This is a genomic window from Bacillus sp. TH19 (assembly GCF_016651075.1).
Taxonomy (GTDB): Bacteria; Bacillota; Bacilli; order Bacillales; family Bacillaceae_G; genus Bacillus_A; species Bacillus_A mycoides.
The window spans coordinates 1,770,952-1,786,320 of the sequence record NZ_JAEKEO010000010.1; the positions used below are offsets into that span (position 1 = coordinate 1,770,952).

The 15,369-nt window shown below is 35.0% G+C and carries 11 protein-coding genes and 1 other annotated feature; of the genes, 8 read left to right on the top strand and 3 right to left on the bottom strand.

The genetic code is table 11. The annotated features are described in order from the left end of the window. Window positions 1-21 precede the first annotated feature (21 nt). Window positions 22-3,123: an isoleucine--tRNA ligase gene (ileS, locus tag JFU54_RS26735; RefSeq protein ID WP_201067113.1), complete on the top strand. Its 3,102-nt coding sequence runs from the start codon at window positions 22-24 to the stop codon at window positions 3,121-3,123. Window positions 3,124-3,175: 52 nt separating this feature from the next. Here ileS and JFU54_RS26740 read toward each other — a convergent pair whose 3' ends face one another. Next, the gene (locus JFU54_RS26740; protein WP_002189456.1) at window positions 3,176-4,261 is read right to left on the bottom strand and encodes a DUF418 domain-containing protein; all 1,086 of its coding nucleotides are present in this window, start codon (window positions 4,259-4,261) and stop codon (window positions 3,176-3,178) included. Between the two features lies 1 nt (window position 4,262). After that, a complete protein-coding gene (locus tag JFU54_RS26745) occupies window positions 4,263-4,847 on the bottom strand; it encodes a TetR/AcrR family transcriptional regulator (protein WP_012260828.1) in 585 nt (194 codons plus the stop codon). Window positions 4,848-5,172: 325 nt separating this feature from the next. Between JFU54_RS26745 and JFU54_RS26750 the strand changes: the two genes are divergently transcribed. Beyond that, window positions 5,173-6,684, top strand: coding sequence for a M36 family metallopeptidase (locus JFU54_RS26750; protein WP_201067115.1), 1,512 nt, complete (start codon window positions 5,173-5,175; stop codon window positions 6,682-6,684). A 107-nt stretch (window positions 6,685-6,791) separates the two neighbouring features. Here JFU54_RS26750 and JFU54_RS26755 read toward each other — a convergent pair whose 3' ends face one another. Further along, entirely contained in the window at window positions 6,792-7,271 is a 480-nt protein-coding gene (locus JFU54_RS26755) for a hypothetical protein (protein ID WP_002141587.1), read from the bottom strand. A 63-nt stretch (window positions 7,272-7,334) separates the two neighbouring features. On the opposite strand from JFU54_RS26755, the gene JFU54_RS26760 reads away from it, so the two are divergent. From JFU54_RS26760 to JFU54_RS26790, 6 genes are all read left to right on the top strand, one after another. Then, window positions 7,335-8,717 (top strand): UDP-N-acetylmuramoyl-tripeptide--D-alanyl-D-alanine ligase, encoded by a 1,383-nt coding sequence (locus JFU54_RS26760; RefSeq protein ID WP_201067118.1) that lies wholly within the window; start codon window positions 7,335-7,337, stop codon window positions 8,715-8,717. A 67-nt stretch (window positions 8,718-8,784) separates the two neighbouring features. Continuing rightward, window positions 8,785-8,996, top strand: a binding site (T-box leader). Window positions 8,997-9,101: 105 nt separating this feature from the next. After that, window positions 9,102-10,400, top strand: a complete 1,299-nt coding sequence (aspS, locus tag JFU54_RS26765; protein WP_012260831.1) for an aspartate--tRNA(Asn) ligase — start codon at window positions 9,102-9,104, stop codon at window positions 10,398-10,400. Between the two features lie 202 nt (window positions 10,401-10,602). Then, window positions 10,603-11,367, top strand: coding sequence for a vWA domain-containing protein (locus tag JFU54_RS26770; protein WP_201067119.1), 765 nt, complete (start codon window positions 10,603-10,605; stop codon window positions 11,365-11,367). Window positions 11,368-11,378: 11 nt separating this feature from the next. Then, entirely contained in the window at window positions 11,379-12,152 is a 774-nt protein-coding gene (locus JFU54_RS26775; RefSeq protein ID WP_078185406.1) for a PP2C family serine/threonine-protein phosphatase, read from the top strand. A 28-nt stretch (window positions 12,153-12,180) separates the two neighbouring features. Further along, the gene (locus JFU54_RS26780; RefSeq protein ID WP_063219638.1) at window positions 12,181-12,543 is read left to right on the top strand and encodes a ubiquitin family protein; all 363 of its coding nucleotides are present in this window, start codon (window positions 12,181-12,183) and stop codon (window positions 12,541-12,543) included. Window positions 12,544-12,574: 31 nt separating this feature from the next. Then, a complete protein-coding gene (locus JFU54_RS26790; RefSeq protein WP_374100992.1) occupies window positions 12,575-15,352 on the top strand; it encodes a hypothetical protein in 2,778 nt (925 codons plus the stop codon). Window positions 15,353-15,369: the final 17 nt, after the last annotated feature.

Consider the following 15,369-nt stretch of genomic DNA (forward strand, 5'->3'; position numbering starts at 1 on the left):
CATTCAAAGGAGTGATTGTAGATGAAGAAAGTAGATGTAAAAGAGTGGGCTGTAGGGAGAGAAACACGTATTCGTAAACAGTGGAACGAACAGGGCATTTTTGAACAATCAATTCAGAATAGAGAAGGCGCACAATCGTTTGTGTTTTATGAAGGACCACCAACGGCGAACGGTTTACCACACGTCGGCCATGCACTTGGTCGGGCAATTAAAGATTTAGTAGCGAGATATAAAACGATGGCTGGATATAAAGTGTTAAGAAAAGCTGGCTGGGATACACATGGATTACCTGTAGAATTAGGCGTCGAAAAACAACTTGGTATTTCAGGTAAGCATGAGATTGAAGAGTACGGCATTGAGCCATTTATTCAAAAGTGTAAAGAGAGTGTATTCACGTATGAGAAGCAGTGGCGTGAATTTACGGAGAGCATTGGATATTGGGTAGATATGGATGATCCATACGTTACTCTAGAGAATCCATATATCGAAAGTGTATGGAATATTTTAGGGACGATTCATGAAAAAGGTTTGTTATATAAAGGACATAGAGTTTCTCCATACTGTCCAAGCTGTCAAACATCGCTTAGTTCACATGAAGTTGCACAAGGATATAAAACAGTGAAAGATTTAAGCGCAACGGTTAAGTTTAAAGTAAAAGATAGTGAAAATGAATATTTCCTTGGATGGACGACAACGCCGTGGACACTTCCAGCGAATGTTGCACTTGCCGTACATCCAAATATGGAATACGTTAAAGCGAAACAAGAAGGATATGTATACATTGTTGCGAAAGAACGTGTACAAGAAGTATTAAAAGAAAACTATGAAGTATTATCTGTTCATAAAGGCGAAGAATTAGTAAACACATCTTATACAGCACCGTTTCCGATGAAGGAAGTTACAAATGGATACCACGTAATTGCAGCAGATTTTGTAACAGCAGATAGTGGTACAGGACTCGTTCATATCGCTCCAGCATATGGGGAGGACGATTATAAAGTCGTTCAAAGTGAAGGGTTATCATTTTTACATGTTGTAGATGAGAAAGGTGAGTATACAGAAGCAGTACCGTTCTTAAAAGGAAAGTTTGTAAAAGAATGTGACGTTGATATCGTTCGTTATTTAGCGAAAGAAGGGTTACTATATCATAAAGAAAAATATGAGCATAGCTATCCGCACTGTTGGCGCTGTGATTCACCATTACTTTATTATGCAGGAGAAAGCTGGTTAATCCGAACAACTGAGATTAAAGAAACATTTTTACGAAATAATGATTCTGTTAAGTGGTATCCAGACCATATGAAGCATGGACGGTTTGGTAAGTTTTTAGAAAACATGGTGGACTGGAATATTAGCCGGAATAGATATTGGGGAACACCTTTAAACGTATGGGAATGTGAAAGCTGCGATCATCAATTTGCACCGAAAAGCATTGCCGAATTAAGAAAGCATAGTACGAAAGAAGCACCTGAAGATTTAGAATTGCATAAGCCGTATGTAGATGAAGTGCAAGTTTGCTGCGAAAAATGCGGAAGTACAATGAATCGCACACCAGAAGTAATCGATGTTTGGTTTGATAGTGGTTCCATGCCGTTTGCACAATATCATTATCCATTTGAAAATAAAGAGTTATTTGAAGAACAGTTTCCAGCAGATGTTATTGCAGAAGGCATTGATCAAACACGCGGATGGTTTTATAGTTTATTAGCCGTATCAGCGCTATATACAGGGAAAGTACCATATAAACGAGTGTTATCACTAGGGCATGTTCTAGACGAGGAAGGACAGAAAATGTCTAAAAGTAAAGGAAATGCACTAGATCCAGTTGATTTAGTAAATCAGTTTGGTGCAGATGCTTTAAGATGGGCTCTACTTGTTGACAGTGCTCCGTGGAATGCAAAGCGTTTTTCTGAAAGAACAGTACTGGAAGCAAAATCTAAATTTGTAGATACGTTAGTCAATGTATATAGCTTCTACGTTTTATATGCAAATTTAGATGAGTATAATCCGAAAGAAAAGTATGAAGTTAAACGTACGAAATTAGATGAATGGGTATTATCAAGATTGCATAGCACAACGAAAAAAGTGAGAACAGCACTTGATGATTATCAATTTACGAATGCAGCTCGTGAAATCGCGGCGCTTGTAGATGGAGTCAGTAACTGGTACGTAAGACGATCACGTAATCGTTTCTGGGAATCTGGTATGAATCCTGAAAAAGCAGCTGCGTATGAAACGCTTCATGAAGTGCTTGTAACAATTAGTAAATTAATCGCACCATTTACACCGTTTGTAGCTGAGGATATTCATCTGAATTTAGAAGGAAGAAGCGTTCATTTAGCAGATTATCCGGTTGTAAACGAATCACTTATCCAGCCTGAGTTAGAAGCAGAAATGGATGCTGTTTTACAAGTTGTTGAACTTGGAAGAAGTAACCGTAATCAACATTCATTAAAAGTAAAACAGCCGTTAGCGGAACTTGTATTACTAGCGCATAATGAAAATGATATGGATTGGGAATCTTATCGTGATATCATCATGGATGAGCTAAATGTAAAAGCGTTCCATGTTGAACTCGATGAAACGAAATACACGTCCTATCAATTAAAGCTGAATTTTAAAACGGCTGGGCCGAAGTTTGGTAAAAGTGTGAATGCAGTAAATGGCTGGCTAAAACAATTATCAAAAGAAGAAGTACAACACTTTGTATCTACAGAAAGAGCAGTTTACGAAGTAGCACCAGGAGAAGAAGTAGTTGTAACAGCTGAAGATGTATTAGTAGAGAAAGTTGCGAAATCAGGATTTTCAAATACGACTAACGGTCAATATACGGTCATGTTAGATACGAATGTAACTGAGGAATTGTTACAAGAAGGAGTAGCACGTGAATTTATTCGTGCAGTTCAAGAATATCGTAAGCAGTTGAATTTACCGGTTAATTTACGAGTGGATGTAATTCTTGATACAGAAGAAGAACTACAGCAAACGTTAACGAATCATAAAGATTTACTGGAAGAAAACTTACTCGTCAAGCAATTTACATTTGGTCACTTAACGAATGAGGACGATGAACTTTCTTTAGGTGAGACAAAGATCCGAATTAAATTAAACGCGGCTAATTAAAGAAAAAAGGAAGATGGAATCATTCCAACTTCCTTTTTTGTATGAAGATAAATTAATCAGTTATTTTCCGCATAATCCATTCGATAGGTCCTCTAGAAAAGTTCCTTCGCCATAATACGCTAAATAAAATACTGAAAATGAAAAATGCAGTAGCAAATAATAAAACGAAAAGTAGTGTTTGATGTTCCATACGATTTAATACAATCAATGCGCCAATACCGATAAATACATGACTTACATAATGCGTTAATGTTAATTGTCCTGTTTGTATAATGGAAGTAACAAACCAATTATTTTCATATTTTTCAGCAATGTAGAGGCAAATTATTAATATAGCAATAGCAGATCCTGTAGCGGATGCGACGTATAATATATTGGGCAAAATGGGTCCTGTGTTAAACAAAAATGTAGCTGCCTCTTTGCCGATGTATGGAATAAAGAAGTGTGTAAGTCCTTTTGATAAAAGTTCTGTCAGTATTGTGATTGTAATACTGAGTAAGAGTAATCTTTCTCTAATATTTTTATTATGAAGATCTAATCTACCAATTATCATACCAATTAAGAAGAAAGAAAACCATGGGAAAATAGGGTGATAGCCATTAAAAAATAAGTTGCGAAGAAAACCTGTTAAGGTCCAAAAGTCTATATAGTTTATAAATGGGATTGTGCCTCCCCATCCTTCGAAGGCGTTGAAAGTAAGTTGGAGATATTGTGCAGCAAGTAAAATAATGATAGAAAGCCATATTAGTATAGTTCTTCGTACAGTAATTAGTAATGCAGCGATGAAAAGGTAAACGCCGTAGTAGTGTAAAATATCACCCGTCCATTCCATTACATACAATAATAATCCTAAAATAAATAAGAATAGTGATCGTTTCCAAATCAATATTCGGCTGGTATTGATTTTTATTTTCTCTTGGCTAGCAACAGATGATTTAGTCATTAAAGTTATGCCAATCCCAGCAAGTATAACAAACAAGGCAGAAGCTCTACCTTCAAAAAGTGTTATAAAGGTTTTTAACAGAGGAGGTCCATTTCCTTCCGCCCCTGTTATCACCATGAAATTAACTAGTAACATTCCAAACATTGCCCACGCTCTAGCAAAATCTAAGCCGATAATGCGCTTTTTTGTATTCACTTCAATCCCTGCTTTCAAAAATGCTATTTACAGCTTCAATCCATATTTGTTTATAATCCATATCTAAATGTAACATCATAAAATTCCCAATATTATCAAGAACTAATGCTAACATATGAGCTTTTGAAACTAGATTTTTATTTTGAATGAGTTGAAGTTCATTTGCTTTTGTTAGGAGTGATTCAAATCCGTTTAAATATTCTGTTTGTACAGTTAGTAATCGATCTTTGTACATATCGTTTCTTGAAGATAGTAATACATATTCTTGTAATACACGATTAAAATAAGGATCTTTCTGTTGTTCGTCTATCATTTTAAAGCCAATTTCAATACATTTCGCAATGAAATTCTCTTTCGTAAACTCTTCTGTATGGAAGAAAGAGGAGAACTGCATCGCTTCGCATAATTCATTAAAAATACTTTCGATTAATGCATCTTTAGATTTAAAGTAATAATAAATAGATGGCTTGGCGATACCAACTTCCTCAGCAATCATTGAATAGGTCGTTTTAGCAATACCACGCATAGCAAACAGTCGATAGCTTGCTTCCACTATGGAAGAGAGTGTTTCTTCACTTTTGCTCATAATAAATCCTCCTAAAAAAGGTTACATAAATCGTATCATTCATTAACAATATTTTCAACCTACCGTTAGGTAAAAAGTAACCTATTTTTTTACACATTAATTTAAAAAGTATAAGGTAAAGGAATTTACAAAAGAAATATATTTCTACAGTATTTTTCTAGTTTTACACATAAATATTGAGAAAATTTCACTTACCCAAAATGTAAAGGTAATAGAATTGTTTGTATAGAATTACTCGTAGATTCACTTTATTTCGTTACTTGTGGACAGTAATAGCCTTATAGGAATGGGGTAAAGGGTTCAATTTATTAGGGGGAGTGGTTTTATGTTAAACAAAAAAATGGTGGCAATGGCAATGACTGTGCCGTTAGTAATGGGGACGATTTCTACGGTTTCGGCGTTGGAAAAACAACAACAAGTAAAGCTAGAAGCTTATTCGCCACAGAAAAAAGCAACTGAATATTTAAAAGAAAATGCTGCGCAGTATGGATTGAAAACAGACCTCTCAGACTTGCAATATATTTCTACAACAGAAACGTCAGTAGCTTCATATGTTAGGTTCCAACAAGTAGTTAATGGTGCTCCTGTATTTTCAAAACAAATTACAGTTACTCTTAACGGAGAGGGAAAGGGAGTACTTGCAGTTTCTGATTATCAATCTGTCAAAGATGTGAAGGAAGTAACGACAAAAATTAGTGAAAAAGATGCAATACAAAAATCAATGGCGTATGTTGGAGAAGCAAGTGAGCAAAACTTATGGGCTCCTACAGAAAAAGAATTCGGATATATTGTTGAAGAGGGAGTCGCTATTCCTGTATATAAAGTGGTAGTCCATTCTAATAATCCATTCGGTGCATGGGAAACATTCATTGATGCGGAAAATGGAAAGTTAATTAAAAAAGTTGATATAAACCGAAAAGCAGAAGGAACAGGAAAAGTATTTTTACCTAACCCTGTCGTATCTAGTGGAAGTTTAGCAGGGTTAAAAGATAATAATGATGCAGATTCAACAGCATTAACGAATCAATTGAAAACTGTTACGTTAAAAGGTTTAGATGGTACAGGATTTTTAATTGGTGAGTATGTTACGATTTCTTCAAAAGCGAAGACGAAATCTACAAACTTACAATTTAACTATACACGTGCAAATGATAGTTTTGAAGATGTTATGTCATATTATCATATTGATACATTACAGCGTTACATTCAAGGATTAGGCTTTCAAAATATTAATAAACGTTCGATTAAAGTGAATGTAAATGGTACAACTGACGATAATTCATTCTATTCTCCATCAACGAAAGCTTTAACTTTCGGTACTGGCGGAGTAGATGATGCAGAAGATGCTGGCATTATTGCGCATGAATATGGTCATTCTATTCAAGATAATCAAGTGCCAGGCTTCGGAAGTTCACCAGAAGGTGGAGCGATGGGAGAAGGATTTGGAGACTTCTTAGGTGCTACTTATGAAGATGCAGTATCGACAACAGGATACGGGAAAGCATGTATTGGAGAATGGGATGCGGCTGCTTATTCTAGTTCAGATCCGACGTGCTTACGCCGATTAGATACGAATAAAGTATACCCGAAAGATATAACGAATGAAGTGCATAATGATGGGGAAATTTGGGCTCAAGGTCAATACGAAATGGCGCAATCTTTTGGACGTGATGTAGCAACAAAAATTATTTTACAATCACATTGGTCATTAACGCCAAATGCGAAATTCCGTGATGGAGCGAAAGCGATTAAGCAAGCAGATGCTCTTTTATACGGCGGACAACATGCCGCGGAAATCGATCGAATTTGGACAGCGAGAGGAATTAGTACGAATTAATATAAAAAGTCGTGGCGTTTAAAAGCCACGACTTTTTTATTTGCTTAAGAACTGGTACTAGTAAATTAAGCTATATCAATGATAGTGTGAATTTATACGCATTCCATTTATTTTTTTGCGTCTTTAAAAACAAAATGCTCTTTAAATTTTCTAGACTCGACTTTTTGACCGTTTCGCATCGAGCGGAAAGGGTGTTCTTGCCAAGTGATTATAACGTCAACCTCATCTGATTTTGTAGAAACAGGGAAGTTAGCATGTCTAAATCCAGTTTTTCCACTTGCTAGACGACCTTCTTTTAGGGAAAAGAGTTCGTATTTTGTTTTCATATTTGGTTCATTGCGGAAGACTTCAACTTGTACGTTATATACTTCGTTTTCTCCAACATTCTTTACCGAAAATTGATATGTTTGAAATTTATCTTTTTTAGCTTGAAGCATATTTTCACTTGTTTTTTTCGGTTCATCAATATTCACTTGCCATTGATCAGAGTTTTGAGAGATTGGTAAAGATTTTGGTGAATAGGCGTATGTTTCATTAACTACAACTAAGCATAATAATAGGAGAAAGAAACTAATTGTTTTTTTCATATAAACACCTCGCTACAAAATTTTTATTAATATGCGTAAATGAAACGGATTTTATGTAATAAAATGGAAGAAGGTGATACTTTGATTCAAATGAATTTGAAAAAACTTGAAGAGGTAGTAGATGGAGAAGGATTACAAGAATCGTTTCATCATATAAAAATACATGGTGTCTGCATAGATTCCAAAAACATTAAAGAAGGAAATTTATTCGTTCCAATCATTAGGGTGAAGGATGGACATGGTTATGTGAAAGAAGCAATGGATAATGGAGCTGTCGCTTCATTATGGAAAAAGTCTTACGGTACTCCGCCAAAAGGGATACCAATTATATTTGTAGATGACACTTTGTTTGCTTTGCAACAATTGGCACAATTTTATCGACAAGGGCTAGATGTAAAAGTAATCGGAATTACTGGTAGTAATGGCAAGACAACGGTAAAAGATATAATAAGCACGATTTTAAGTACAACTCATCGTGTGCATAAAACAAAGGGCAATTTTAATAGTCAAATCGGTTTGCCGTTAACAATTTTAGAAATGAAACGAGATACAGAGTTTTTAATACTTGAAATGGGAATGAGTGAGAAAGGACAAATTCGAAATTTATCACAAATAGCACAGCCAGATGTAGCGATAATTACAATGATTGGACAGTCTCACTTAGAAACACTTGGATCAAGAGAAGAGATTTCGAAGGCTAAATTAGAAATTATAGACGGATTAAAAGAGGAAGGATTGCTCTTATATAATGGTGATGAGACATTACTTTCTCGAAAAAATAATGTACTAGTTCTAGAATGTAAGTCATTTGGTGAAAAGGATACAAATGATTTGTTTCCAACAAACGTGCAATTAGATGAATATGGTGTTCATTTTAAATTAAATGATTCAAAAATACAGTATGATGTCCCCTTACATGGAAAACATAATATTTTAAATACGATTGTTGGAATCGCTGTAGGTCAATTTTACAATGTCCCTACAGAAAAAATACAGGATGCATTGAGGCAAATAAATATTACTCATATGCGTTTTCAATTTTTAACTGCTAAAACAGGTTTTACGATTATTAATGATGCATGGAATGCCAGTCCATCTTCAATGAAGGCTGCAATTGAAACGTTAGAGAAGTTAAATGCTTATGAGAAAAAAATCATTGTCATTGGGGATATGTTGGAGTTAGGGAAGGAAGCTGAAACTTATCATAGAGAAATTGGTAAAATGTTAAATCAAGAGAATATTTCATATGTGTTTACTTATGGAGAGATGGCAGAAATAGTGGCGGAAGAAGCAAGAAAGAAATATGATACAGGAAAAGTACAGTCATATAATAATAAAGCTAAGATAGCAGAGGAAGTATTGAAAATTATAACGAAAAAGGATGTCGTATTATTGAAAGGCTCTCGTGGAATGGCTTTAGAGGAGATTGTGCAAAATTGGATATGAAAAATCAGAATATATTTTAAAAAAGCTTGCGTTTTATAAAATAAAGAGATAGAATACTCTGTAAATATAAAAAGTGATGATTAGGAAAAGTACATGATGCAGGTGTCTACAGAGAGCAATCGATTGCTGGGAAGATTGCGATACCGCATGATGGAAAGACACCTGTGAGTGTTGCTTTGAACGTGATAATTAGTAAAAGCAAACGGTACCTACCGTTATCAGGGCTAAGATGGTCATTATGACAATTTGGGTGGTACCGCGGAAAAATCCGTCCCTATTTATAGGGGCGGATTTTTGTATTCTTTGAAAGGAGGTGAGTGACCGTGGATGACGACGATGACAACAATAATGTAAATAAAAATAAAACTATTGGAGGGAAATGTAATGGATCAAATAATGAAGCGTTCACTCACACGAGAATGTACGGAACATGGCGGGAAGGTTGTATTACTACAAGGATGGGTAAAAAAGATTCGTCATCTAGGGAATGTTAGTTTTTTATTATTAAGGGACCGAACGGGAGTTATTCAATGTGTATTAGAAAACGAGTTAGCCGGATACAAAGTTGATGTTGAAAGTGTCGTTCAAGTAGTTGGTGAAATTGTAGAGACTTCGAAAACAGAATTAGGGGTTGAAGTACTCGCTCATGAAGTGAAAGTATTAAATGGTGCAGAACCACTTCCGTTTGAAATAAATAAAAAGAAGTTACAAGTTGGCTTAGATCAATTATTGAATGAGCGGGTATTATCTTTAAGACATGAGCGAACCGCGGCGATTTTTAAAGTGAAATCGACACTCGTTCAAAGCTTTGGTGAGTTCCTAATAGAGAACGATTTCACACGTGTATTTACTCCGAAAATTGTCTCGCAAGGGGCAGAAGGAGGAGCAAATGTTTTTAAGCTTCCATACTTCCAAAAAGAAGCTTACTTAGCGCAATCACCACAGTTTTATAAACAAATGATGGTAGCGGGAGGACTCGAACGTGTTTTTGAAATTGCTCCTGTGTACCGGGCGGAACATCATAACTCTTCACGACATTTAAATGAATATATATCGTTAGATGTAGAGCTTGGATTTATAAATGATTTTTATGAAGTGATGCAATTAGAAACGGATGTTTTACGATATATGTTTCAACAAGTAGGAGAAACATGCGAGAAAGAACTACAACTATTACAAATAGAAGTACCTGTCATTACTGAAATTCCTAAAATCACATTGTTAGAAGCACAAGATATTTTGAAAAATAAATACCGGAAAGAATCGCAGATTGGGGATTTAGATACAGAAGGTGAAAAGTTATTAGGGAAATATGTGAAGGAAACATATAATAGTGAATTTGTCTTTATTACACATTATCCGAAAGAATCGCGACCGATGTATACAATGCCGAATAAGGAGAACGAAGCCATAACGGATTCATTTGATCTATTATATAAAGGATTAGAAATAACGTCAGGTGCACAGCGAATTCATAATCATGAAATGTTGCTCGCATCTTTTAAAGAAAAAGGATTACATCCAGATAAATTTCAATCTTATGTAAATACATTCCGATACGGTTGTCCGCCACATGGTGGTTTTGGAATTGGATTAGAACGAGTTGTGTATAAGCTATTAGAATTATCGAATGTAAGAGAAGCGAGTGCTTTTCCGAGGGATTGTACACGTCTTATACCATAACATTAAAACCCTTCTATAATATAGAAGGGTTTTGTGCATTTCAACATATGTTAAAGGGAATGATAATGGTTTTTTCGTGTGAAAATATGTAAATTATATCAAGAAAATTTGATAATGAATTGAGAAATAGAAAATTCATAAGTTATAATAAAATATGAATATAAAAATAGTTCACATAATAATGTATGGAAGGGTATGAAACATGTTATATCAAACTCAAGCAACACAACAAACACCAGCTTATATAATCTATCTTCTGGATGTAAGCGCATCAATGAATCAAATGATGGATGCAGGCGGAGAAGAAAAAAGAAGAATTGACATTGTAACGGATGCTCTTTCTTTAGCGATTCGCCAAATGGTATTTCGTTCAACAAAAGGTAGTCGCCTGCTTCCAAGGTATAAGTTATCTATTTTAGCCTATAGCGATCATGTTTTTGATCTATTGGGTGGGGTGAAAACAATAGACGAAGTAGCAAGACTGCGCCCACTAGAAAAAATCCAAACGCATCGCTTAACTGATACAGCAAAAGCTTTCTCTGTAGTGGAGAAGTTATTGCAAATGGAATTACCAAATTTACAAGATGGGCCAGCTCCTGTGGTCTGTCATATGACAGACGGTGCTTCAACTGGTGAAGATCCAGAATTAATTGTGCGAAGAATTATGGATATGTCTGTACCTGATGGAAATGTGTTAATTGAAAATATTTTTATTTCAGATGAAATTATGCAAGACCAAATTACTAATATAAAGAAGTGGCAAGGTATTATGCCAAATACAGAAATTACGGATGAGTACGGAGCAAAGTTGCAAAGACTTTCATCGCCTATCCCTCAAAGCTATCGTGAGATGATGACTGAATATGGTTTCCATATTGCAGATGGTGCGGTGATGATGTTTCCTGGTACAAATGTGGATTTAGTATCACTTGGATTTCAAATGTCTGCTGCAACGCCGGTTCGATAGGAGGGAGAAGTATGGTGAAATATATCCTATCGCAAGAGAAAGAAACGGTATTGCAAGAAAAGAAAAGCAAACATTTTACTTATCGATATAGCTATGTCAGAGCAAAAGAAACGCAGGATTTAAATGAGAGTGGACAGGACTTCTTAGTATTTCAAGATAATGGAACTAGTTTCATATTTGTTTTATGTGATGGTGTAGGGATGTCTTTCCACGGTGAAATTGCTGCAGAGTTTCTTGGTATGAAGTTATTAAACTTGTTTGAAACGTGTCAAGAAAGTGGACAGGACATTCCTACATTATTAGATGAACAGTTAAATAATTGGATAGAAGAAGCTTCAGAGGAAGTGAGTGCATTTCGATTGCCAGAAGAAACACCGTGGTTACTTCGCGATGTATTAGAAGAAAAGCGAAAACAAGGTAGTGAAGCGATGTTTATCGGTGGGAAAATAGAGCTCATTCCAAATCAAGACAAAGTACAAATAACGATAGTTGTACATGGTGATTCATTTGTACAATTGTTTCAAGATAAGAAGAATTGTTCGAATGTAGTGAAGTTTGAGAGAAATATAGAGAAAAGATGGTCTACACATCGTGGCATTATTGGTGGCGAATTGGAGGTTTTTTCAAAGACATTATCCAGAGAAGAAGCTAATCGGATGGTTATTCATTCAGACGGGCTTATGTCGCTTATGCAGTATAATTTTGAGGAAGTCTTAGCAGAAATCGAGAGGGCGCAGTGCTCGCCGACAAGCGATGATATTTCATTTTTAGATATTTCTTGGTAACAACACGATGGAAAAAGGTGAATAAAACGTGGAAGAGATTATTGTGACGTACATAAAACAATCAAATGAAGAAATAGATATTGCGATTCCTAATGATATAAAAGTAGTGCAAATTATTGAAGCGATTTTACATCATGAAAAAATAGATGAAGCATTAAGCAGTATCTATGAAATTAAAGTGGCAAAAGATAAAGAAGAGTGGCATTCTATTCGGAATGATGAAACTTTGCGAGATAATGATGTTTGGGATGGACAATATGTAATGCTATATAAAAAGGGGGCTATTATTCCTTCTTTTGAAATGTTATCGGCAGAAGAAGTTTATAATGAACCTGTTAAACCAGATATATCTTCTAGTGAAGAAGATTATGTATGGAAAATCATTGAGTAATAGTTTTTGAATGGGGAAGGAGAAATGTTTTGTGCAAAAATCACCATATTTTCAACGCTCTCCGCGTGTGAAAGTAGATATACCCACAGGGGATGTTATTATTCATGATCCGCCGAATATACCGGAGGAGCCGAAATTTTCAATTGAAACGATGATATTGCCAGCGGCGATGACAATTTTGACTCTAGTATTATACTTTGTGATGATGAAGGTTATGAAAATGAATTCAAGCTATATGCCGCTAATGATGGTTTCTAGTATTCCTATGTTAGGGTCATATATATTTACATCGATGGGGCATTTACGTAGAAAGAAAGAACACCGTCAATTGGTTGAACAATTGCAAACAAGATACTTAGAGCAAATTCAAAAGCACCGAGTGGAATTAGATACGTTAAAGGTTGAACAAGCAAAGTATTTAATTACACAAAATCCAAGTCCTTTAAAAAGTGTGCAAAGAATTGAAAATCAAGAAAGTAACTTATGGGAGCGAACACCCGAAAGTCCGGATTTTTTAGATATTCGAACTGGAACAGGAGGAACTGGAACAGGAGGAACTGGAACAGGAGGAACTGGAACAGGAGGAACTGGAACAGGAGGAACCGGAACAGGAGGAACTGGAACAGGAGGAACTGGAACAGGAGGAACTGGAACAGGAGGAACTGGAACAGGAGGAACCGGAACAGGAGGAACCGGAACAGGAGGAACTGGAACAGAAAAACCAAAACCAGATCCAGAACCAACATACCCAACAATTACAGTATCACCAAAAACGGGTGATATTCTTGTAGAATGGTATACAGCAAATGGAGAGAAATCTAGTGCAGTATTTTTTGGGGAGTTTTATAAGGCACAAAATCATTTGAAACTAATTGATGGTATGAAAAATATAGAGAATCGTAATGATTTACAGCTTATTTCTCAAGTTAGTTCTTCACCAACAGAAGCAAATAAAGCAGCATTATTGTTAGCAGCACAAGATTCCGCTCAATTTGAAAAAGTAGCTAGTTCAAAATATGAGCAACTATTTTATATTCGAAATCAATTAACTTTATATCAAGAGCCTGCTTTTAATGACCAAGAATTTGAATACTTTAAAAAAAATAAGCAAGATGTTATAGAAAAGCTGTCTAAAGATATTTTTAAAGTTGCACTTAATGAAGAAAAACGAGATGTAAATGCAGCTTTAAGTAAATATTATTTATTAACTTCCGTATTACAAGGCGTAGATGAAGACTTGCAAAAGCAGGCTTACGATCGAGTGCAAGCTATTTTTAATCAAATGCTTGAAAATGAATTGGAACAAATGGTACAAGGAAAAGTTGAAGTTCCAACTGTGCCAGTTTTAAATCAAGGAAAAGAAAAAGATAAAAATGTAGCAGGAAAACCAACGACTGAAAATGAAGTTAAAAATTCAAAAGGTGAAGAAAAACAAGAGAATAAAGAAAAATCGAAGCCAGAAGAATCAAAAACAAATAAAGAAGAGGTAAAACAAGAAGAAATCCAAACGAATAAAGAAAATGCAAAACAAGAAGAAGTACAAAATAATAAAGAAGATAAAAAGAATGAGGAACAAAAAGATAATAAAGATGGTAAAAAGCAAGATGAAGTAAAAACACCTGGACAATGGGCGATTGAACAGGTAACAGCGTATATGAACGAAGCGAAGTGGAAAGAAGCAATTGTACTAGCAGATCAATACATTGATCAGACAAAAGGTGAAGAACAAAACACATTGAAGGATCAATTGAAAAATGCAGTTGAGAACTTATTAACACAATCAAAAGCAGAAGAGACATCTGCAGAAATGGCATTACAAAATTATCACTTTATCTTAAATGTTAAAAATGTAGTTGCTGAGCAGAGAGAAGAGGCAAAATCGTTATCTTTACCTGTAATGTTAGAAGTAAAGGCAGATCAGGCATTAGCAGAGAAAGATTATTATAACGCTGTATTATATATGGCGAACTCTATTCGTAATAAAAATAAACATGCTCATGCATTTGAAAAATTACAAACAAATACAAACTTCCTTTGGAATCAAACTATGGAGCAATGGAATAATTTAAAGGGTAATTCTGGATGGCAAAGTGAAGTTAAAAAATCTGTTCAACCATCCCTTGAATTAATTGTATATTTAAAAGATATTTCACCAGCTATAGTGGATGATACAAGATTCAATGAGAAAATAAAGGAAGCAACGAAGAAATTAGAAGGTATTCAGTTGTTGAATTTAGCAAGTTATGAAAATAGTAAGAGTGATGAAGCTAGTCAATTGAATGCATTGTATTATTATGGACAAGCTTATGAACGTGGTATAGCTGACGCAGGAGATATGAGTAACATTTTTAATAAGTTATTAAATAAAGCACGTGGATTTGAAGTGTCTGATCCTGCAAGAGCTATGAATTTATACCGATTAATGTATACAACGCCTGGTGCGCAAGGACTTGGCTTCCAAGACGTAATTAGAAATTCTATTGATTACTTGAATGATTTCAATGTAGCAAGTCAATCGTTCGCGAAATATGGTAATAGTTTAAATGTGAAAGATATTGCAACAGCATTAGCTTATGCAAATACAGCTATTGAAAATGGATATGCAAATGAACAAAGTAAAGCGAAAATAAGACAAATTGCAGAGGAAATGGTTAAAGTGGGGCAAAATAAATTAAAGGGAAATGATTTAAATACTGCATATCAGTATTTTGAATTTGTAAGCCGTGCAGATTATAAACATGTTCCGCAGGATGTTCGTAGCCAAGCAAATGATGGACTACAAGCGATAAAAAATGCTACTAAAAAATAAAGTAATAAATTTCGCCA

Excerpts from the sequence above, each read along its gene's own strand:
- ileS (WP_201067113.1), top strand. The coding sequence starts at position 22 with ATGAAGAAAGTAGATGTAAAAGAGTGGGCTGTAGGGAGAGAAACACGT.
- JFU54_RS26745 (WP_012260828.1), bottom strand. The coding sequence starts at position 4,847 with ATGAGCAAAAGTGAAGAAACACTCTCTTCCATAGTGGAAGCAAGCTAT.
- JFU54_RS26750 (WP_201067115.1), top strand. The coding sequence starts at position 5,173 with ATGTTAAACAAAAAAATGGTGGCAATGGCAATGACTGTGCCGTTAGTA.
- JFU54_RS26755 (WP_002141587.1), bottom strand. The coding sequence starts at position 7,271 with ATGAAAAAAACAATTAGTTTCTTTCTCCTATTATTATGCTTAGTTGTA.
- JFU54_RS26760 (WP_201067118.1), top strand. The coding sequence starts at position 7,335 with ATGGAAGAAGGTGATACTTTGATTCAAATGAATTTGAAAAAACTTGAA.
- aspS (WP_012260831.1), top strand. The coding sequence starts at position 9,102 with ATGGATCAAATAATGAAGCGTTCACTCACACGAGAATGTACGGAACAT.
- JFU54_RS26770 (WP_201067119.1), top strand. The coding sequence starts at position 10,603 with ATGTTATATCAAACTCAAGCAACACAACAAACACCAGCTTATATAATC.
- JFU54_RS26775 (WP_078185406.1), top strand. The coding sequence starts at position 11,379 with ATGGTGAAATATATCCTATCGCAAGAGAAAGAAACGGTATTGCAAGAA.